Genomic DNA, 21,820 nt, shown 5'->3' with positions numbered 1-21,820 from the left:
CTCCTGTGCATGGAGAGGGGGAACAGGCCACACAATGCCTGCCCCAGCTTGAGGCTGTCGCCATTTTGCTGTGTAGTTTGTACATGACACCAACCATCACGGCCTTGCCGGCCTTTCAAGATAACTACATCTGGACCTGGCAACACGACCAGGCTTTGTATGTTGTGGACCCCGGTGATGCGAGCCCAGTATTGCAGTACATGCAGGACCAGGGCCTCCCGCTCGCGGCCATCCTCGTCACCCATCATCATCCGGACCACGTCGGAGGTATTGCCAAGCTGCGCCAACATGCACCCGACGCCGTGGTTTATGGCCCAGCCCAGAGTCCATTTCAAGACCTCGATCACCCTCTCAATGATCAAGAGATTGTGCAAGTAGGAGCGTGGGATTTCAGAGTCATCGCAACGCCAGGACACACGCTGGATCACATCTGCTACTTCAATCCCCAAGCCTTGTTTTGTGGCGATACTCTTTTTGCCATGGGCTGCGGCCGACTCTTTGAGGGCAGCCCCGAGCAAATGTGGGCGTCTTTGAGCAAGCTCAGTGCCCTTCCAGCCTCGACTCCGGTGTACTGCACCCACGAGTACACCTTGGCCAACGCCCAATTTGCAAAAGCGGTGAGCCCGCAGCATGCACCGACGCTAAGCAGGGTGGAACAGGTCACCCAGCTCCGCAAGCAAGGTCGCATCACTCTGCCGAGTAGCATTGCCGAGGAACAGCAGACTAACCCCTTTCTTCGCTGCGCCGATGCATCCATGCAAGACGCGCTCAGCGCGCAAGGCTGGCCCAGCGGCTCACCCGAACAGTGTTTTGCCAGTCTTCGCCGCTGGAAAGATCAGTTTTAATGGCAATCAGCAGAGTTTTGGTCGGGTTGCTACTCGGCCTGCTAAGTCATGCTGCAATCGCCGAAGAGCTGTGGCCACGCCTCTTCGCCCACTACGGGCTGGATCACCTCCAACACTCAGATATTGAGCGCTGGGAGGGCCATTGGCGCACGCGTGCGCCCCAACTGCGCGTCATATTTGAGGAGCGTGGCCACTGGTTATTCCCGGTCATCGAAGCCGTTATAGAGCGCGGTTGGCCTGCGGAGCTGGCTTTACTGCCGGTCATCGAATCGCAGCTTGAGACCCAAGCGCGCTCCGACCGAGCGGCAGTGGGCCTGTGGCAGTTTCGACGCGACGCTGCTGGCGAGCATGGCCTGGAGCATACAATCTGGGAAGATCAACGCCAGCATCCGCTCAAGGCCACAGCAGCGGCTTTGAATTACTTAGATTCCCTGCATCAACGTTTTGGCAGCTGGCCGCTCACACTGGCCGCCTACAACACCGGGCAGACACGCCTCGCCCGCCTGCTGCGCCAGGCCCGCCGTAGCGGGCGATCAACCGCCTACTGGAATCTACCGCTACCCAGCGAAAGTCGCGACTACGTTCCGCGCTTGCTAGGACTGGCCCGGGCACTGGCCACAATGGATCGCCTGCCGTGGATTGCCCCTGAACGCGCGCCCGTCGCTGTGCTCACTCCTGGGCCTGTGGACTTGGATGCGATGAGCGAATGGCTGGGCTGGAGCCTCACCGAACTTTACGCTTACAACCCTCACTGGTCGCGCTGGAGCATGCCGCCTAACAGCCCCGGTCAGGTGTTGTTACCGCGGCGTATTCACGACGGTGCCCAACAAATTTTGGCCAACATCCCTACTGCGCAACGCACGCAGTGGCTGGCCTGGGAAGTGCAAGCTGGGGATTCGCTCGGTCGGCTTGCGGAACGCTGGGATAGTAGCGTTGCGCTTCTGCGCGATATTAACGACCTCAGCGACAACCAGATCTATGTCGGGCAAGCGCTGTGGATTCCAGTCGGTCGCCAAGCTCTGCCGCCGGCGACGCTGGCGGCCGTTCGCGAGCGTCGGCGTATACAGCCACGTAAGCTGCAATCGCGGGAATGGTACTGGGTGCGCAGTGGCGATACCTTATGGGACGTCTCCAGACGCCAAGGCCAAGATGTTGCTAATTTGCGCCGTTGGAATAATTTGCGTCCGGGTGAGCCCCTGCATGCCGGACAGCGCTTGCGTATTGCTCCACCCGCGGGGCGAGAGCCGCTACTCCACCGCGTTCAACCCCAAGATTCATTAGACATCATCGCGAGTAACTACCAGGTGAGTGTCGGGGAATTGCGCCGCTGGAACCAATTAGGCCATCCCAAACTCCATGCTAATGACCTGCTCATCGTCTTTGCGCCTCGCGAAGGCGCCTTGTGCAGCTCAGATCTGCTCGAAAGTGAGCCGCGCTGCTAAAGTTATGCGCTATTGACTGGGTCACGGCCCATGCCCTGCACCACAACCCGGCCAACCGGGAGCTGGACATCCATAATGCGAAGACTTGCTTGTTTACTACTTGCCTTCGGGCTTGCTCCTGGACTTTCTGCGGAGCCTGCCCGCGATGCCGACGATTTATTGCGTGAGTTGCGCCGTAACGACAGCGCCGTACAAAACCTTAAGACGCGCGCCGTCAATATTCTGGCAGCCGTGCAGGATCATAAGAACCAGTACTTCTATCCACCCGAACAGCGTCTGGATATTTTCCTTACCAGTCCCGCGCGTCGGTTCAGTTTAGAGAGCCTGGAACTCAGCTCTGCGGGTCAACGCCTACTGCGTCAAGAGTTTGACGACCAACAGGTTTATGCCATGCGTATCGGCGGCGTCGCACCTCTGTTCCACGGAAATGTGAGCCCTGGCCGCTTTGCTTTGGATGTGTACTTACAGGGCCGCAATGCTGAGGGCGAGCCGGTCGATCATCGCGCCACGATGACCCTGACGAAATCGCGTCAACCTCTAACCTTGGAGTTGCGGGTCAAGGACGTGCCCGGCGGCTCCGGCGTGGGTCTGGACGCTTTGGAACGGGAGTCTCGCTGATGCGCTCATTACGACTCTGCTTCGCCGGTGCGCTGAGCATCGCAGCCACCACAACCTTTGCCTATGAGCCCGGACGAGGCGATTTCCGGCATAACCAGGCCCTCTATCAGCACACGGTCGGCAATCACCTTGACGCTGCTTTGGAGTTGTTGACCCAAAGCATCGGCAGCACTGACCACGCCTTGTTCACGGCTCATGAGCTCCTCAACTACGGGCTTTACAACGCGGCCGAGCAGCGCTTCTTGGGTTTACTTGCGCAAAACGAACTCAGCCGCGAAGAGCGGTCCGAGCTGTATCTCAAGTTGGCACGCTATGCCTTTGAACGCGGTTATGACGATGCCGCCGTGGCCACGCTCGCAGCCATGGAAGAAGATCTGGGGAATTACAGCTTCTACGAGCGCGAGCTACTCGGCGCCATGGTTGCCGGGCGCCAGCGCCGCTTACAAGACAGCATCACAAAGCTCAGCGACCGCCGCGTTGCAGGCCGCACGAATTTCGGCAAATACAATCTAGCCATGGCGCTGTTTGCGGCTGGAGACATTCGCTCAGCTCGCAGCAAGCTCGACGACATTGGCCGAGAGATTGCGAACGACCCCCTGGAACATGCTCTGCGTGATCAAGCCAACCTCACATTGGCTTATGACTATTTGCGCGAAGCTAATGGGACCGCAGCCCTGCCCGTGCTACAGCGCATTCGCGTGGACGGCCCCTTCTCAGAGGAGGCCCTGCTGGCCTTGGGCTGGGCTGAGCTAAGTGCTGTAGCCCCGAACCGTGTTCGCCTGCGCGAGCAAGACACGCAAGATACGGTGGGCGGCGTGCTCGGCACCATCCTTCGCCCGGGCAAGGTTGATGAAGACCTGCGCCGCCGCCTAGGCATGCTGCAAACCGGCGAAAACAAGAACGATGGCACGCTGCGTTACCGCCGGGCGATCAGTGCCTGGCAAACATTGGCTCAGCGTGATGTCCGCCGCACGGCGGTCCTCGAAGTTGAAGTCGCGCTGCCGTGGGCGCTGACTCAGCTTGGGGAGTACGATGCCGCGCGTCGTTACTACAACGTGGGCCTAGCGCGACTGGAGCTGGCATCTAAGCGCTTGGAATCTGCCATCGAAGCCACCCGCAATGGGCGGATGTTTGAGACGCTGATTCGCTCCCGGCCCAATGAGTACTCAGGCTGGAAATGGCGGGCAACCGAACTTGCGGATGCCGATGAAACTTGGTACCTGGCCAATACACTGGGAACCACGCTCTTCCAAGAGGCGCTGAAAAACTACCGAGACCTGCGGCAGCTATCGCGGCGGCTACAGGCCGATATTCGCAGCCTGGAAAGTGGCCCGCAGGCCGTGTTGGCGGCCGGCGATGCGGCCGAGCTTATTCGCCGCGAGCGCCAGCGTTATCGGGAACCCTTATTCCCAGGCTTGGAACCCCAACTACAGATTGCCACGGAGCTGAACCGCTTCCCGCGCAATGAAACCTTAGAAGGGCTGCTGGAGTGGACATACCGCTTCGATCCCAAACGGCAGCTGGACCTGAGTCGCGACCTCAGCGTTGAACCCGGCTCGGTCTCGGCCGAAGCGCGGCCCCTGATGAACGAGGCGCAAACATTGCTTGCTGATGTCGAGGCCGCCCTCCCTGCGCAGCGCCAACTTCTAGAGGATATCGCCTTGAATACCCTGCTCGAGCAACAAAAGGCGATTCGCAAATACCAAATTGAAGCCCGCTTTGCCTTGGCTCGGTTGTATGACCAAGCCCCGAACGATAGCGAAGACCGCTGATGAGTCGACATATATCTACCTGGGCGCCCTGCGCCGCCCTTTTGCTGGCCAGCTGTGCCGCGCAATACGACGCTGCCGACCAGGAAAACCTCGACACCCTGATGCGACAAGAGGCGCCTAGCCTCGGTGATCTGCTGGCGCAGCAGGAACAGGTCGTCAGCGCGCGCGAAGAAGCCGAACAGGCCCTTCCGGAATTGAGCCTGGACACACCAGAGCGTCCCGCGGAGCTTGATGCTGATGCGCCACAGGCTGACCGCGGCGTCACTGAAGCATTGAAGCAATACCGGGCAATTTTGGAGCTGGCTCCGAACGATCAACAGCTGCGCTTTGAAACTCAGCGCCGTCTGGCGGACCTGCAAGTGGAAGCCAGTGAGCTCGATCCCACGCTAGAAGCCTCTGGCGCGGTGAGCCAGTCGGAGGCCGTGTCCCTTTACAACGGCCTCTTAGATGCTCGCCCCAACGCGCCGGACAATGACCGTATCCTCTATCAGTTAGCGCGGGCCTATCAAAACCTGGGCGAACTCGAGCTTGCGATCAAGACTCTTGGCGAGCTGACCCGCGATTTCCCAGGCTCCAGGCTGAATCTGGATGCGCACTTCCGCCGTGCCGAGCTGCTGTTCAAGACGCGGCAATACGAAGAGGCTGGGGAGGAGTACCGCACTGTGATGCAGTCGCCGGCCGGATCTAGCTTCTTCGAGCAGGCGCAGTACAAGTACGGTTGGTCGCTTTACAAGCAGGATCGCTACCGCGAGTCTTTGGAAGTCTTCGTCAGCATTCTGGACCGTGAACTTCCCGTTGGTGCTGTAGAGAACCTCGAGGCGACTCTGGAGGTGATTCCCAGGGCCCAACGCGAATTGGTCCGGGACGTCCTGCGTGTGGTGGCTTTGGCCTTTAGCCAAATTGGTGGTGGCCCTGCCCTCACCGAGTTTTTGGGTGAACGTGAGCCACGCTCTTATGAACCGGTGCTCTACGCCAACTTGGCGGAACTGTTCATCGACAAGGAGCGAATTAACGACGCAGCCGCGGCGTTTTATGGCCTAGCCGAGCGCAGCCCTAACCACCCCTTGGCACCGGTGTACGCAGCCAAAGTTGTTGACCTCTACGACAAGGCTGGCTTCGATCAACAGGTCATCATTGCCAAAGAACGCTATGTAGCAACCTACGCGCTGAATCAACCCTTTTGGACGGCAAACACGCCAGAATCCTCTGCGGAGGCGTACGCGGTTTTGGTTGACACCACGCGCGAGCTTGGTCGCCACTATCAGGCGCTGGCAGAAAACGGCTCTGGCGCTGCAGCCATCAGCGATTACCGCCGGGCTGCTGATTATTTCGCAGCCTATGTACAGGATTTCCCTGATGCGCCTGAGCGCACGGAAATTCGCTACAACTGGGCGGATAGCCTCTTCGCGGCCAATGCCGTCGCCGCCGCCGCGCAACAGTTCGATTACATCGTACGCAATCACCCCACTCACCCACGTGCTGAGGAAAGCGCCTACGCTTTGGTACTAGCGCGCACCAGCCAGCTAGAGCAGGCCGCGGTGGAAGAGCGCAACCTGCGCTTGGATGACTTAGTGCAAGCCAGCTTGGATCTGCAAGCGCGTTTTCCTGAGCATCCCCAAGTCGCTGCGGTGCTCACACGCAGTGCTGAAGAGCTAGCCCAGGCTGATCGCGCCGACGAAGCGATGAATATTGCGCGTGGTGTGCTCAGCTTAGAACCACGGGCAAGTAGCGAACTGCGTTTGACCAACTGGCGCATCATCGCTTACGCCCACTACGACGCGCAGCGTTATGCCGAAGCCGAGCAAGCCTTTGCTGACTGGCTGGCGGAGCTCCCCCCAGAAGCACCAGGCCGCGTCACCTTGATGGAAGCGCAGGCCAACAGCATTTACAAACAAGCTGTGGCTGCCCGCGAAGCTGGCGATTTACAACTCGCGGCCGCAACCTTTCAGCGGGTTAAGCAGGCTTGGCCCGGATCAGCACTGGCCGCCGATGCCGATTTCGACGCCGCCGCCGCATACCTTCAGGACAAGGCCTGGGATCAAGCGGTGACGGCCCTACTGGCGTTTCGTGAGGCCTATCCACAACACCGGCTCCAACTCGAGGCCACGCGCCGCCTAGCGGCCGCCTACCTTGAGACTGGCGATGAAGTGGCTGCAGCGCGCGAGTTGGAGCGCATTGCAGCGACCACGACTTTGGCCGCCACCGTACGCAAGGATGCGCTCTGGCAGGCCGCAACCCTGTACGACAAGAACAGTGTGAATGACGCGGCGCGCAGTACTTATGGGCGCTATTTCCGCGAACACGGCAGTAGTAATGGTTCGCGCCAAGTCAAAGCCCTGGAGCGCATGCTGGAGCTGACCGCAGTGGGCAATCCCGACCGCGGATATTGGCTGGACGCCGCAATCTCTCTGGCCAGCACAATACAGCCCGGCCCACGCGCCGATACCGTCCGCCTCCTCGCAGCGAATGCCAGTCTGGAGAAGGCTGAGGATCAGTTCCAATCCTTCAATCGTCTGCGCCTGGCTCAGCCATTGGACCGCACACTCAGCCGCAAAAAGGCGGCCATGGATCGGGCCTTGAGAGCCTATCGCGGCGTTCTGGATTACGGCTTTGTCGATAGCAGCACCCAGGCAACCTTCAGAATTGGAGAAATGTATTACCAATTGGCCCGCGAGCTCATGGACCTGCCCCCCCCGGCAGGACTGGATATGCTCGAAGCCGAGCAGTACACACTCTTACTTGAGGAGCAGGCCTTCCCCTTGGAGGAATTGTCCGCAGAGGCGCATGAGGCTAACGCTGCGCGCTTGGCTGAAGGTATAGACAACACCTGGATCCAGCGCAGCTTGGCTCAGCTCCGCACAATTTTGCCGGCGCGCTTCGGCAAAACCGAACTCGTCGAGGAGGTTTACGATGAACTGCGTTGATTGGGGCCGCCAAACCAAGGCTGCGTTGCTGCTGAGCTTGCTGGTGTTGGGGGGCTGCGCCAGTAGCGGGGGCGGTGGTACCGCGGCTCCTGCCAGCCCTCAGCAGCAATTGCATAACCAAGCCGTTGCCGCCGTGCAAGCCGACGACCGCGATAGTGCTGCCGCTTTGTTTACCCAACTCGCAGAAAGCTATCCTCGCTATGCCACGCCCTGGCTGAACCTCGCCCTGCTCGCACATGCGCGCGGGGACTACAGCGCCTGTAGTGATTATCTGCAACAAGCCCTGCAACGAGATGCCACACTGGCCCCTGCTTGGAATCTACAAGGTGTATTGGCCCGCGAAGCCAACGATATCGATGCCGCTCAGCAGGCCTATGAGACTGCACTGGCCAACGACGGTGAATACGCGCCCGCTTGGCTCAACCTTGGCATTTTGCTTGAGATATGGCGGGGAGAATGGTCAGCAGCCCTAACCGCCTACCAAAACTATTTGCAGTACACCCCAGAGCCCGAAGCGGATCCTCGGGTCCGCGGTTGGATTGCAGACCTGCAACGACGAATGGATCAAGGAGCATGAAGATGCCCAGCAGAATGCGTCAAAGCACAGTAACATTGGCGTTGTGCGTTGCATCATTTGCAGCTCACGCCCAGCAGGGCAATGCAGATGCCACCCTGCAGGAAACCCGTATCACCGGGGACCAAGAATTGCCTATCGGCCTGTATATCTCGCCATGGCGTAGCGCAAACCCCGAAGCGGAGTTTGATCGCCCAGCGCGACAGCTAGATGTACAGCCGGAATTGCTGGACCCGGAAGTCTTTGCTCGGCAAATCGAGTATTACAACGCCCTCGCAGCTGCGATGGCCACGCGACCCTGATTGAGTAAGTGAGTCCTATGGATTTTGTAGATATTGCTGTCCGTTTCTTTCAAAGTGGCGGCCTGTTCATGTACCCCATCGTGGTCATCTTGGTGCTCGGTTTAGCCATGAGCATCGAGCGCTTGTTGTTCTTGGGGCGCGCTGAAAAAGGCAACCGTCAGCTTTGGGCTGAAGTTGCGCATGACATCACCACCAATCAAATCAAAGCCGCTCGCGATGCCGTAGACAGCTCCCACGCTCCCCTGGCTGCTGTGCTTGGTTTCGGTTTGGAACGACGCGCCGCTCAAGCAGAGCGCCAAGATGTGGAAATGGCCATGGAAGAGGCCATGATGGAGGTGATTCCCCGTATGGAACGCCGCACCCCCTTCATCTTCGTGTTCGCCAATATCGCCACCCTGCTTGGCCTACTCGGCACCATTATTGGCTTGATCCAGGGCTTTACCGCCGTAGCGAATGTGAACCCCGCCGAGAAAGCGAACCTGCTCTCCGCATCGATCTCGGTGGCCATGAACACCACGGCATTTGGCTTGATGTGCGCCATCCCCTTGTTGTTGGCCCATGCTTACATCCAAGCACGCACCACAGAAGTTGTTGATGCTCTGGAAATGACCACGGTGCGTTTCCTGAATCTCACTGCCCGCCACGACACCGGCGCTTAAGCCGAGTCGCTGGTCCGCGCCCATGCTCCAACGTCGACATCGTCACCGCGATAAAGGTGATCCCGGTGAGCTGAATATCACGGCTTTTTTGAATCTGATGGTGATTCTCGTGCCGTTTCTGCTCATTACCGCCGTGTTTTCGCGTTTGGCCATCCTCGAGGTCACACTGCCGTCACCAGACACCAGTGAACCGCCAGCAGAACAGGATGAGCCCCCTCTTCCACCCCCGACTGTTCTGGTTCGGGAATCCGGACTGGCTTTACGCAAACCCGACGGGCAGGAAGTGGAATGGCCACGTAGCGACGCTGGGGAATACGACTTCAACGCACTGAATGTGGCCTTGCGCAACGTCAAAGCCAATGCCAGCGACGAAGATAAGAGCAAAGAAGCTGCTGTGGTATTGCTACAACCGGCCATTAACTACGACATTCTGATCCAAGTCATGGATGCCGTTCGCAGCACCAAGGTCGATGACGCACAGGGCACACGCACTGAAGTTGCGTTGTATCCCGAGATTTCCCTGGGCGAAATTGCATCGACGGAGTCTCAGCCATGATTAGCGCGCATAGTCGTCGCGGTCAGCGCATGCAAAAACGCAGCGTGCGCGGGCGTAAAGTCGGGTCCATGAACCTCGTCTCCTTGATGGATATCTTCACCATCTTGGTCTTCTTCTTATTGGTGCAATCCTCAGCTGTCGAGGTACTGCCAAGCACCGACGCTTTGGCGCTCCCGGAATCCAATGCCGAAGAACGCGCGCGCGAGACCGTCTTGGTGATGGTGACTCCTGAAGATATTCTGGTGAACGGCAAGCGGGTCATGGCAACCAGCGCCGCCTTGGAAGCAGATACCAGCGACTTGCCGGCACTGAGTTTGGCTTTGGGTGACCAAGCTAAGAAAATCATCCCCGAGGCTGATTCCGAGTTGGAGGATGACCGCGGCGAAGTGACTGTAATGGCAGATAAAGCCCTGCCCTATGCTTTGATCACACGCATCATGCGCAGCTGCGTGACTGCCAATTACGGAAAAGTCTCATTTGCCGTGCTCAGTCGCGAGCAAAGCACCGTCCAATTGAGTAGCTCATGACGGCCAATGTTTATGCCCAGAGTGCCTGGGCCGAAATGCAAAGTGATGATGACCGCTTCAAACGCATTCTTGGCGTTGTTGCCATCCCCTTTGTGGTCTTGGGCATCTTGGTTCCGCTATACCAATTAAGCGGTTTAGAAGAAGGTGGTGGCGAAGATCTATCTGATCGCTATGCCACATTATTACTCGAACAAGCGGCGAAGCAGGCCGACACGCCGGAGCCGACACTCGCACCGGTGCCAGAACCAGAGCCCACGCCCGAAGCCGAGGAAACTACGGATCCTGAGCCGGTACCAGAACCAGACCCAGAGCCCGTGGAAACTGTCGAACCTGAGCCCATCAGCACACCGGCACCCACTCCGCCGCCGGTTGATCGTCGTGCCCAGGCCCGGGAAAAGGTCCAACGCGAGTTGGCCAGCGCTCTGAATCAATTACAGAGCCTACAGACCGAAGATGTTGTCAGCGCAACACGTAATCGTCCCTTACGCCAGGCGCAGCGCTCGAGCACTGCCGATGAGATCGCCGCGGCCAATGTCGTCAGCGGCAATGTGAGTGGAGGCAGCGGGGCCTCCGTTGGAGATATTCAACGTGCGCAGTCACAGGGCACGGAGTTGGGCCCGCGGCAGCGTAGTGTCAGCGGCCAGCGTATTGAAGCGGCGGGCGGTGGACTCGGCGAAAATCGGGAACGCTCCGGCTTCGGTGGTGACCAACGCACGCAGGGGCGTTCGCTGGAGGAAATCCAGCTCATCATGGACCGCAACAAAGGTGGTATTTACGCCATCTACAACCGCGCCCTTCGTCGCAACCCTGCTCTGCAGGGCAAGTTGGTGATCAAACTCACAATCGCACCATCGGGCGCAGTCAGCGCGGTGTCCGTAGTGTCCTCGGAGCTGCGTGACGGAGATCTGGAACGCAAAGTGCTCGCGCGGGTACGGTTGATTAATTTCGGGGCCAAAGACGTTCCGGAAATTACCATTAATTACCCGATCTTCTTCTCGCCCTCCTAAGAGCATTGCGCCCAGTGTCCTCCGTGAGGGGGCGTTTTTAATCCCTGACAACCTTGGCGCCTCCAGCGCCGACGGGGCACACTAATTCCCTGCTTCGCTGATGGGAAAGCGCCATGGACAGCTTCACATCGCCCGACTGGCGACATAGCGCGGTGCTATGCATTGATATGCAACGGGACTTTGTGTGCCCTACAGGAGCCTGCCCTGTTCCCGGCACCGCGCAGGTGGTACCCGCCATCGCATCACTGCTACAGCATGCACGCTTAGCGACCAAATAAGAACCGCACTAAACTGCCTTGATGACAGAGGATCTTTTTGCCGCAGCGGCAGCCGATGGCGCGCGAGAGCGTGCTCCGCTGGCCGAGCGCATGCGTCCACAGCAGTTGGACGAGGTTGTGGGCCAAAGTCACTTGCTGGGAGAGGGTCACATCTTGCAGCGCATGGTCGCCCAGGGCGCTCTACGATCCCTCATCCTCTGGGGCCCGCCAGGCTGCGGGAAAACCACCCTGGCACGACTATTAGCCCAGGCTTGTGGCCTAGAGATGATCGCGCTCTCTGCCGTTCTCTCCGGCGTCAAAGATATCCGCTCCGCCATAGATCAGGCTGAGCAGAGTTGGAACCAATATCGGCGTCAGAGCGTTCTGTTTGTGGACGAAATCCACAGATTTAATAAGGCTCAGCAGGATGCCCTACTACCGCATGTGGAGTCCGGGACCGTCATTTTGATTGGTGCAACCACCGAGAACCCCTCGTTTGAAGTCATTGCGCCCTTGCTGTCGCGTACGCGCGTTCTCACCTTAGAGCCTCTATCCGAGGCCGCGCTGCAAACTCTGATTAAGCGTGTGCTCCAGGACCCTCGGGGCTTACCACAGGTCCATTTGGAACCAGAGGCGGGCCAAGCGCTGCTCCGAGGGTGTGGGCACGATGCGCGTCGACTCTTAGGTGCACTAGAAGTCGCTGCCGACCTCGCTGCTCATCGCGTGATTACTCAGGAGGTCGTCGCCGAAGCCTTGCAAAGCAGCTGGCTGGCCCACGACCGAGATGGAGAGTCGCACTACAACATCACCTCCGCCATGATCAAAAGCCTGCGTGATAGCGATGTAGACGCGGGCCTGTATTGGTGCATGCGCCTGCTTGAAGCTGGCGAGGATCCACTATTCGTGGTCCGCCGCTTGGTGATTCTGGCAGCAGAGGATGTTGGAATGGCCGACCCACGCGCCATCCAAGTGGCCACCGCAGTCAAGGAGGCCGTGGCTTTCGTAGGCATGCCCGAGGCGCGCATTCCCATTGCCATGCTCTGCACTTACTTGGGCCGCGCCCCTAAATCGAATGCCAGTTATCGCGCCATGCATGCAGCCCTTGCAGATGTGAAAGAGCACGGCGCTTTGCCCGTACCCATGGTTCTACGCAATGCGCCCACGGGCTTAATGAAAGACTTGGGATATGGCGCAGACTACGCCTACGCGCACGATCACCCCGAGGCTGCCTCCGCGCAGCAGCATCGCCCGGCTGAACTAGAAGATCATGTGTATTACCAGCCCGGTGCAAAGGGCTTCGAGGGCCATTTTGCAGATGCACCTGCACCCGCCAAAACCAAGCCGCGAAGCCGATCATGAAGTTGCCCCTGGAGGCCTGATCGCGCACACTTCTACTCTGAGAACGAGGGCGATGCGACACCTCAGTCCAGATGAACGAGTACAAGCTGCTGCGCCATAGCAGTCGGTGAAGCCCTCGATCTGTGCTGTGGCATGAGGATGACCGTCTCAAGTTCTCCATCATTACGGCGCAGCCAGCGTGGTTGGGCACCTAGGGGAGAGAACACAATAATGATCACACAAAATTTCCGACTACCGTCGCGGCCAGCAGCCGCGCTGCTCGGCATCGTTCTATGCGCCGCTGCCCAACCCATATGGGCGGACAGCCATGCCGACACGGGAGCACAGGCGGAGAATGCGGGCTTTAGCCGTACCTTGCGCAGCGTCACCGTCCAGGACCTTGTCGAGCTCGGTCGTATCACTGGGGTATACGAAGGCAGCCCACAATATCAGGAACACGCGGCCTGGTTCGAAAAGCACTTCTACGACACCCTCGCCGCACGCAAGGTTTGGAAAGACGGTACTAGCCCCGCCACCCATGAGCGCGGCGGGCCGATCACCTGGGATATTGTGCCCATTCCGCAGGACCCACCTCCGCCCTGCGACCAGCCACAGCCCACCGGCTACGACGCCGAGGGCTGCCGCATTGTGGCCAGCATGTTTACCGAGCTGGAGAAAACCGACCCGGTGCAGGCCGCCGCCATGCGCGCCATGGTGCGCCGCGGCCGCGATACCTGGTTTAAGGGCACCTTTGGCAACCAGGATCTCAACGAGATTCACCTGGCCCGCACCATCGGCGAAGAGAACATGCACTACGCCGAGTGGATGCATACCAAGCATCGGCCTTACCGCTTCAGCAAATGGGGGCTGATCAACGACCCCGATTGTGAGCAAGGCGATGCCTCCACCTTCTGGCTGGATAAGTGCGAAGACCCCAAATCCACGGGCGTGCTGGGCTATCGCAAGTACTTCAAAGAGCCACAGTATGGGCCGGATGGAGAGGTGGTCTTCGACCCGCGCAGCACTCCCTACACCGAGGGTGAAATGCAAAAGCAGCAGCGCTTCGCCATTGGTCATCCCTGCGTGCAATGCCATGTGGCCTTCGACCCTACCAACCCGCCAGCCAACCCCAATGAGCCGGAGTGGGAAAACATCACCGGGCATATTGGCAACCAGTATGTGAACCAGCCGCTGGCGGCCTTCCTGTCGGCGGTGCCGCGTGACCACTTCTCGGTGCAGGCGGTGGCTGCGGCGCGCCCAGGCACCGTAGATACCTCGTTGAACCCCAACGACTTCATGCACAACCCCGGCACCCAGAACAACATCACCGACTTCATGAACAAGCGGGTGTTTCAACATGAGATGAAGCACCCGATTACGGGGGAAATGAGTACTGCACCCACGCTACATGTGCTCAAGGGCGGCGAAGACTCCGTGGGTGAGCGCCTGGCGCTACTCCGCGTGTACGTGAACATCGGCATGTGCACCGAAGAATGCTGGGTACCCAACTTCCCGGTTCCGGGCACCTTCTTCGGCGAGGACGCAGCGCAAAAGCCCATGCGCATCGAGCAATGTGCGCGTGACTGCGATGCCTGGAACTATGCCGATGCCAAAATGCCAGACATGGCCATGTACCTGCTCGCCGGTGGTCCCTTCTACCTGCTCAATGCCACGGACGTAGACGGCACCCCAGGGCGCGAATTCATCGACCTAGAGCAAGTCCCACAGGGCCGTAAAGTTTTCGCCCGCGAATGTGCCCAATGCCACTCCACCCGGGTACCGCCAGAAACCATCGTCGGCGACAAAGACGCGCTGGAGAAATTCTACGAAGGCCATGTATTTGGCGCCGAAGCCTTCTGGGAGTACGAATTCCCGGCGGCCGTACGCAACTCTGAAGCCTTCCAGCGCAAATACATGCAGAAAGACGACCAGGGCCGCTTGCGTCCGGCGCAGTTCGTCCGCGATGGCATGTTTGGCCAGGACTGGCTGGGCAATGACAACCCCGAGCCCTTTAACGAGATTGGCACCAACTCCTGCCGGGCTCGACATGACAACCACAACAAAGGCCATATCTGGGAAGAGTTCGCCTCGGAAACTTATCAAGACCGCCCCTCCCCTGGTTCGGTACCGCGACGCTTTAACCGCATGGTTCCGGGATTAGGTGGGCGCGCCTTTGGCACCCAGGACATCGGCCCTGGCGGGCCCGGCTATTACCGCAATATTTCCCTGTTGTCGGTGTGGTCTCATGCGCCCTTCTTGCACAACAATGCCATCGGGGAACTCACCTATACCGAAGACGGAGGCATCGATACCAGCGTTCGCGGACGTATACAGCAATACCACCTCGCCATGGATGAATTGCTGATGTCTGACGACCCCAGCCGCGAACCACACCGCAGCCCGAAAATCACCGGAACCACCGAGGACATCTGGCTGGCGCCGCGTGAAGATGGCCAAGGTCTGATCAAACTACCGGTGCGCAAGGGCACTCCGGTGGCCTATTTCGCCAGCTCCGACCCGCACGCACCTCTGTATCAGAAGTGTGATGACCTGGTTGAAAACAAAGGGCACCAATTCGGTATCGACCTCAGCCGCAGCGACAAAGATGCGCTGACCGAGTTCCTGAAACTGATGTGATGCGGGCAGGTTTGGCACAAGGCTATGGCCGGCTCTGCTTAGGGCCGGCCGTATTGATGCTCGGTGTACTCAGTGCCTGCGGGCCAGAACCGCAGGCTAGTCCGGGTATTGAAGCCCTGGCCGAGCAGCGCCAGAGTGATGCCCAGAGTGATTCCCAGGGCCATCCACTCACCGCAGCCCTGAGCCGGGACGATCTACCCCCGGAGGGCACACGCTCGCTTTTTGATCAACTGATCGCCCGGCATGGCAGCTTGCCCTACCCCTTTCCCAAATTGGTTGCGGCCATGCAGGAGGCCGCCGGCGCCGAGGCTGAACCGGAGCAAATGCTGATTCCCGATGGGCGCTCTTTGCTCAAAGGCCATGCCCATTTCGGCGCCCCGCGCGTTGTGTATGCCGCCGATACTGATCCACCGGCCGGAGCCGTGTTACCGGCTCGACTGCGCGGCCGGCTCTTTTTGGGCTTCGTCGAAGAGGCCAACGAAATCGAGGTGCTGAGCTACAACAGCGCTGCCGGCCGCTTTGAGTTTCAGTTGGTGGAGGATTACTGCCAGGGCTGCATACCGCGCATCGTCTATGCCAAGCGTGCTATCTGTACCACCTGCCATGCGGGCGGCAGCCCCATCTTCCCGGTGCGTCCCTGGCGGGAAACCAACGCCAACCCGGATATTCGCGCCAAGCTGCAGGAGGCGTTGCAAAGCACGCATTATCAGCAAGCTCCGGTGATGCGTTCACTGGATGATGCGCAGCGCTTTGACGACCTCACCAATATGGGCAACGTACTGATGGTCACCCAGCGCATCTGGCTGGACGGCTGCGGCGAGCAAGGCCAGGCCTGCCGCCGGGCTCTGCTATCGGCCGCGCTGCAATATGGGCTGAACCCCGCCAGCCTCAGCCCCGATAGCAGCACAGCTCAGGCGCTGACCCAGGCGCAAGCTGCGGTATGGCCCAATAAAGGCATTGCCCACATCAACAACGACCTGGGCAATCGCAATCCGCTGGAGCAGGAGCTGTATTCCGACAGCCTCTGGGTGCGGCTGCGAGCGATCTTCGCCCCGGCACCCGCCCGCGAACAAAGCCTGGATAAATTGGCCGCCTTCGACCGTCTGCCCCCACTCCCGCCGGAGCTGGACCCCTTAAGCCAGCGCCCTCCCAAAGAGTGGGTTGACGCGACTAGTCTCGACGGCGCTTATGCCCTGGCCCAACTGTTCAGCCCCGCCGACTGGGCGCGACTGGAGCAGCTGGCCAACTACGACGCCGCCAAGTTGCAACAGGCCGCAGCACAGCTGCCGGATGAGCTCTTTGCGGCCCAGCCCGTAGTGCGAGAAACGCTAATACAAGCATTGAGTGCTGCCTTGGGAGCAGAGCCGCAGGCGTATGTCTTTGACGATGGCCATGCGTTTTCGCCGCCGATTTTGCAAGGCGAGCCCCCCTTGGAATTAGCTGCCGATTCTGTCTTGAAGCCCTACGCCGAGTATTGCTTTGCCTGCCATCGGGGTAACCCATCAGCCGACCTCAACTTCATGTCCGGCCCTGACGAAGCCACGGTACTGGCCAATATTCAGGACCGTAGCGAGATCCGTGAAGTGCTGGATTTCGAGCGGTATCTGGGCACCCGCAATGAAGGCCAGCTCATGCCGCCGGCGGACTCCTGGCAGCGCGAGGCCTTGATGGAAGCCCATGCCCGGGCCGCAGAGAATGGAGGCGCATCGCCTATTGCTGCCATGCGCGCCCAGATACCGACGCTCTTCGATTTTTAGGTTCCAACGATGACAGCCCCACTCCAGACAACGGCTTTACCGCGTAGAGGCTTCGCTGCTTCGAGATGCTCCACAGCCATAGTGGCGCTGCTCTGGGCGGGGACATTCGTCATCTCACTTCCCGCCGCAGCCGAACCGCGCTTTGCCCAGATGCTCAAGCAACATGCCGGTTTCATGCCCAGTTGCGCGGCCTGCCACCAGGACGGTGGGGGCAGCGACCTCAACGACTACGGGAAGGCCTTCAAAGACGCCGGCAGCAACATGCGCAGCTTTGCCGCCATGGCCGACGATGATGCCGATGGCGACGGCTTCAGTAACGCCGCCGAACTCGCCGCCAAAGCGCATCCTAGCGATGCGAGATCCACTCCCAAAATGCCCGGTGATTGGTTGTCTATGGCCGCGCTCATTCCCCGCGAAGTCCAGCGGCTGTTTCCGGATATTCGCCAATACAAACCGCTGGATGCCATTCTGACCCAGGCCGAAAAAGCCCGCGCCGCGGAGCTGGGGCTGACGCTGAGCAGTAGTGACGACACCACTATCTACATCCCGGTAGCTGAGGGTCGCACCCAGGGCACGGCGATCATAGTGCCCACGCAGTTTGAAGACCAAACCCTGTTTGTGCTGCTGGCCACGGACCGCCAACTTAAAGTGACGGCAGCGCAGGCCATTCATACCCAGGGTCGGGATGGCCTGGAAAACTCTCCGGCGTACAAACAAGTGCTGGGCCTGGCCGTAGAAGAGCTGCCGCGCCCCGGCGGTAATAGCCTGGATGAGGCTCTGGCGCGCGGGCTGCATAAAGCCGCCACCATCCTGCGCCTGCGTCTGAAATCCTGATAACGATGATGCCGCAGCCACGCCACCTCGCACTCGTTCTGCTCTGCTCGCTGAGCAGCATGAGCTGGGCCCAAGACGGCCTGAGCGTGCTCGACGACATCCCTCTGGATGACGTGGTTGAAGTTGCCGCACCGGTCAGCCCCTGGATCAGCATTGGCGGCCCCATCGCCCTGGGCCTGTTTTACATCTTGCTGATGACGCTGGTCTGGCTCACGGTACCTTTCAAGCGCTCCACCATTTCCATCAACCTGCATGGCTTCTCCACCGGCGTGAAACGCGGACTGGCCATGGCCATTACCCTCTACGCCATCGCCTTTGTCTTCGGTGCCAGCGAAATCGCCTACCAGCTCCACCTGCACGGCGATGCCGAGGCCTACTTTGCCAATATGAGCCTGGGCAAGCTGATTGCCTTCACCCACGCCCACCTCTTTGGCTTTACCACCAGTTTCTTGGTGATTGGTGTGCCCTTTTCCATGCAGTTCAATCACCTCTGGCCTTATCAATGGATCTTTCCACTGGGCCTGGCTGCTGCGTTGGTGGATGTGATGAGCTGGTGGGGCATCAAATACTTAAGCCCCAACTTCGAGGTGATCTCCATGCTCTGCGGGATCATCTTCAGCCTCACCTACCTGTACATGCTCGTCGGCCTGCTACGGGTTCTACTCTTCCCCACCGTGGTCTGGCCCAGCGACAAAGACGCCGCCGAACGGCTGGCGGAAATTCAGCGCCAGAGTCAGCAGAACCGCTGAGATCTTGTGACCTTTGTTTTCCACAGATGGTCGCAGATGACCACTGATTGAGCGGGTACAGCGACTCGGTTCTTGGGCCTTCCGGTCACCGGCTGAGTTATCGAATGAGCAGTGAGCCTCGTTACAACTTGCTTAGCTCGCGGCTAGATTATCGTTGTCCTCGTAGAGGCCTGGATCATAGACATAGCATCCAGACCGGCCACCCCCGACAACAACTGTCGCCCAATGGGCTTCGGCGTTGGTGATTGGTTCTCATAGCTTCAGGCTTCGTGCCTAGAGCTGAACTCCCTCTGCGTCATACCGGCCAAACCACAGTCCCAACTCGTCCCCTCCTTGTCGACCCGCTGAAATCGATCCCCCTGCTTGAATCACTTCACTCGCGAGAAGACGCGGGCCTATTTCCCTCCGCCAGTGCAGCAATGTCGCAGGCCATTAATAGACGGTGATGCTGCCATCTGCGCTGAGCCCTTTGATGGACTCAAGGGGACAATCTCTAGCTCCTCATCACAACAGGGAGCTGGCTACAGGCCATAAAGGTATTGGTATTGTGGGATAAGGAACTGAATCGGCATTAGGTCTGGTGTCTGACGGAAACCCTTGAACAATCAATAAACGGGGTTCGAGAGTACGATCAGCCGGCGGAAGCTGGCGCATTCAATTCCACATGTCCGAAAACGCGGGGCTCCCCCAGCCAGCAGGGTAGGTCGCGGCGGGCAACTCCAGTCCGCCAGTTGCTATCCGCCCGTCATCCAATTGATAAGTCAACCAGGGAACCGTCTTGGTAGTCTCCCCTAACCCAGGCTGTTCGTAATCGCATACACCGTTAGCGAACAGTGCCTCCAGCTGTTGCCACTGATCTTCGGTGAATGGAATCAAACCGTAATCATCATCCCGGGAAAAGGGCTTGAGCTGGCAATCGTAGTTGGTCGCCAAATGATCCGCTCCGGCCACGGTCCGTGCTGTTCCATACGCGAAAGGCGTGCGGAGCAGCTCAACACAGATTTCATCTGCCACCTTGAGACCGAGGCCATTGCTGCATTGGTCATGAACATCGGTAGGCTTGTTGGCGATGATGCGCTCACTCAGCGGGCTCCCACTGACATCCGCCTCAACGGCAGTCAGCCAACGATCCATCGCATAAAAGCTTTGCTCAAAATAGAAGGGGTCACCGAATATCAAAATGGGACCGCCCCACATCACATGATTGTCATGGTGACCGAACTCGCGATCCAAGCGCCAGCGGGTCCACCAAGCATGTACTGTGTCGTGGGCCGCGCCTGGATCAGGTCCGAAGAAGTTGATGATTGCAACGGTGTCGAGATTATTAGCCACATTTCCGGCTCCGCCACGAAATGCTGCAGAAATAGCTCCATCAGAGGATCGGGAACGTTGCACTTGGGGCAACATATCGAAATCGAGACCGCCGATCTTGAGGTTCAGGTCAACAAACTGGCCCGGCGTGATTTGCCCGATCTTGAGTAGCTCTAAACCATATTGAATACCTTCGTTGCCGACAGGAATCTTGGTCACCTCGATCTGCTCATCAGCACTTTTCGCGTCGACCCATTGCGTCCCCCAGATATGCTTGTACCACTCAATGGCCCCGCAACGAACCCCTTGGGGATTATTCGTAGGATGGTAGGTTGCATCTCCGGCGCAGTTCCCACTGGTTGTGACGGCTGGCAGAAATAGCCCATCATCCCCAACCACCGCATTGAGGTGAGTAATGTGCCCCTCAACCAGCCCAAACTGATGCGGCGACCAAATCACCCCTTGCCCCCATCGCGCGGGAAACTCGAAGTACTGGCGCATCAGATGGTTATCATAAAACTGAACCGCGGGCGAAACACTGTCGGGATAGGCACAGGTTGTAAGCAAGCCCTGGTAAATTCCGGGGTAGGCGTTCGCGACAGTTTGCTGAGTGATGGCGCCTCCTGAACAGCCGGTGCCAATGGTGTACCGCAATTCGCCGTACTGCTCCACCAGGCGCTCCTTAGCCATCATCATAGACTCAGCCTGAAGCACATGGTCGCAGTTATGGCCATTGTTGTTCAGCGCCGTAGAGAGAACCGCAAATCCTTCACCCAGTGCGATGACATAGGTGTCTTCCAAGGGCGGCGGGGCAAACCCAGTGACCCCGCTAACGTCACTCAGTACCGGGCTGCTCGGCTGGAAGCTCATGTTGCAGCCACCGCCGTGCGTGATCAAAAGTTTATGGTTCCATTGCGACTGGGGCTCAATCGCTGACCAATCTTCATCAAGCTTGTACAACACCATGATCGTGTATCGATCGCGATCTTGAAAGCCATCCTCTCGGCGAACAATGAACGGGACGGTTTCTCCAGTCTGCGTTGTGGTTTGGGCCACATCGGACGGTATCCCCTGCTCCGGGTCGAATTCAGTCAATCCAGTCGCCAGTGGGCTCGACGATTTGTAGAAGAATCGATAGCTCACCTCGATATTGCAATCGTTAAGCTCACTGGGAAGCCCACTGGCACAGATGTCCCAATCTTTCAGTCGGTGTTGACCGGCAGAAAATACCGGCCCAAAGTTAGGGTGATTAATGACTACAAGTTCTGCCTGGGCTCCATCGGCAGTCGCTTTCAGCCGGTTCTCTCCAAGCTTCAAATCTTTGACCAAGCCCATGATGCGGCCATTGGCCTGCCGACGAACTTGATCAGACACGTCGGCACCGTTGAGCGTCACGTGTACCGATTCACTTTCCGCGGCCACCACTTCGACCAGGGCATCACCGCCGCTGATCAAGTCCGGCCGGTTGGAAAGGACCCGCAACTCCAGGCCAGCATCCGAGACAACAGCAGTTGAGCGACGGCCGCCTTCCATATCTCCATTGCAAGCCGTCAAACAGGCAAATATGGAAAGAGCCCATAGAATCGGGCCCTTAGCCGCAAATTTATGTGTTTGCAATCGTCTTTCGGCGGCGTTTGGCAAATGATGGTCTTTTCTCATCTCGAACTTACTCTTATAGGCTTTTTAACCTGCACTTAGGCGAAGCTGTTTC

General features: G+C 58.8%; 18 protein-coding genes. 17 read left to right on the top strand and 1 reads right to left on the bottom strand.

Going from position 1 to position 21,820, the window contains the following annotated elements:
* Positions 1–83: 83 nt before the first annotated feature.
* The 17 genes from gloB to KI787_00410 all read left to right on the top strand — a co-directional run bounded on the left by gloB (position 84) and on the right by KI787_00410 (position 18,798).
* The gene (gloB, locus tag KI787_00490; GenBank protein MBV6628408.1) at positions 84–845 is read left to right on the top strand and encodes a hydroxyacylglutathione hydrolase; all 762 of its coding nucleotides are present in this window, start codon (positions 84–86) and stop codon (positions 843–845) included.
* The gene (locus KI787_00485) at positions 845–2,287 is read left to right on the top strand and encodes a LysM peptidoglycan-binding domain-containing protein (GenBank protein MBV6628407.1); all 1,443 of its coding nucleotides are present in this window, start codon (positions 845–847) and stop codon (positions 2,285–2,287) included. Before gloB ends, KI787_00485 begins: the two co-directional genes overlap by 1 nt.
* Before the next feature lie 75 nt (positions 2,288–2,362).
* Positions 2,363–2,905 (top strand): hypothetical protein, encoded by a 543-nt coding sequence (locus tag KI787_00480; protein MBV6628406.1) that lies wholly within the window; start codon positions 2,363–2,365, stop codon positions 2,903–2,905.
* Positions 2,905–4,677 carry a hypothetical protein gene (locus KI787_00475; GenBank protein MBV6628405.1) on the top strand — a complete coding sequence of 591 codons (1,773 nt, stop codon included), beginning with the start codon at positions 2,905–2,907 and terminating at the stop codon, positions 4,675–4,677. Before KI787_00480 ends, KI787_00475 begins: the two co-directional genes overlap by 1 nt.
* A complete protein-coding gene (locus KI787_00470) occupies positions 4,677–7,601 on the top strand; it encodes a tetratricopeptide repeat protein (GenBank protein MBV6628404.1) in 2,925 nt (974 codons plus the stop codon). Before KI787_00475 ends, KI787_00470 begins: the two co-directional genes overlap by 1 nt.
* Positions 7,588–8,178, top strand: coding sequence for a tetratricopeptide repeat protein (locus tag KI787_00465; protein MBV6628403.1), 591 nt, complete (start codon positions 7,588–7,590; stop codon positions 8,176–8,178). Before KI787_00470 ends, KI787_00465 begins: the two co-directional genes overlap by 14 nt.
* A 2-nt stretch (positions 8,179–8,180) precedes the next feature.
* A complete protein-coding gene (locus KI787_00460; GenBank protein ID MBV6628402.1) occupies positions 8,181–8,477 on the top strand; it encodes a hypothetical protein in 297 nt (98 codons plus the stop codon).
* Positions 8,478–8,494: 17 nt separating this feature from the next.
* Positions 8,495–9,136, top strand: coding sequence for a MotA/TolQ/ExbB proton channel family protein (locus KI787_00455; protein ID MBV6628401.1), 642 nt, complete (start codon positions 8,495–8,497; stop codon positions 9,134–9,136).
* Between the two features lie 22 nt (positions 9,137–9,158).
* On the top strand, positions 9,159–9,692 hold the full coding sequence (locus KI787_00450; GenBank protein ID MBV6628400.1) for a biopolymer transporter ExbD: 534 nt from the start codon (positions 9,159–9,161) through the stop codon (positions 9,690–9,692).
* On the top strand, positions 9,689–10,219 hold the full coding sequence (locus KI787_00445) for a biopolymer transporter ExbD (protein MBV6628399.1): 531 nt from the start codon (positions 9,689–9,691) through the stop codon (positions 10,217–10,219). The genes KI787_00450 and KI787_00445 overlap by 4 nt, the downstream gene beginning before the upstream one ends.
* Complete coding sequence (locus KI787_00440) at positions 10,216–11,226, top strand: AgmX/PglI C-terminal domain-containing protein (GenBank protein MBV6628398.1); 1,011 nt, start codon at positions 10,216–10,218, stop codon at positions 11,224–11,226. The genes KI787_00445 and KI787_00440 overlap by 4 nt, the downstream gene beginning before the upstream one ends.
* 113 nt (positions 11,227–11,339) lie before the next feature.
* Complete coding sequence (locus tag KI787_00435) at positions 11,340–11,504, top strand: isochorismatase family protein (GenBank protein ID MBV6628397.1); 165 nt, start codon at positions 11,340–11,342, stop codon at positions 11,502–11,504.
* Between the two features lie 21 nt (positions 11,505–11,525).
* Positions 11,526–12,842, top strand: a complete 1,317-nt coding sequence (locus KI787_00430) for a replication-associated recombination protein A (GenBank protein MBV6628396.1) — start codon at positions 11,526–11,528, stop codon at positions 12,840–12,842.
* A 210-nt stretch (positions 12,843–13,052) separates the two neighbouring features.
* Positions 13,053–15,458: a hypothetical protein gene (locus KI787_00425; GenBank protein ID MBV6628395.1), complete on the top strand. Its 2,406-nt coding sequence runs from the start codon at positions 13,053–13,055 to the stop codon at positions 15,456–15,458.
* Positions 15,458–17,215: a hypothetical protein gene (locus tag KI787_00420; GenBank protein MBV6628394.1), complete on the top strand. Its 1,758-nt coding sequence runs from the start codon at positions 15,458–15,460 to the stop codon at positions 17,213–17,215. The genes KI787_00425 and KI787_00420 overlap by 1 nt, the downstream gene beginning before the upstream one ends.
* Before the next feature lie 81 nt (positions 17,216–17,296).
* Positions 17,297–18,049 (top strand): hypothetical protein, encoded by a 753-nt coding sequence (locus tag KI787_00415; protein ID MBV6628393.1) that lies wholly within the window; start codon positions 17,297–17,299, stop codon positions 18,047–18,049.
* 59 nt (positions 18,050–18,108) lie between these two features.
* Positions 18,109–18,798, top strand: a complete 690-nt coding sequence (locus KI787_00410; GenBank protein ID MBV6628392.1) for a hypothetical protein — start codon at positions 18,109–18,111, stop codon at positions 18,796–18,798.
* Between the two features lie 654 nt (positions 18,799–19,452).
* Here KI787_00410 and KI787_00405 read toward each other — a convergent pair.
* Positions 19,453–21,642, bottom strand: coding sequence for a hypothetical protein (locus KI787_00405; GenBank protein MBV6628391.1), 2,190 nt, complete (start codon positions 21,640–21,642; stop codon positions 19,453–19,455).
* Positions 21,643–21,820: the final 178 nt, after the last annotated feature.

It is taken from the genome of Oceanococcus sp. HetDA_MAG_MS8, from assembly GCA_019192445.1.
Lineage (GTDB): Bacteria > Pseudomonadota > Gammaproteobacteria > Nevskiales > Oceanococcaceae > MS8.
The sequence above is the reverse complement of the archived record's forward strand: the minus strand, read 5'-3'. Positions and strand labels throughout refer to the sequence as shown.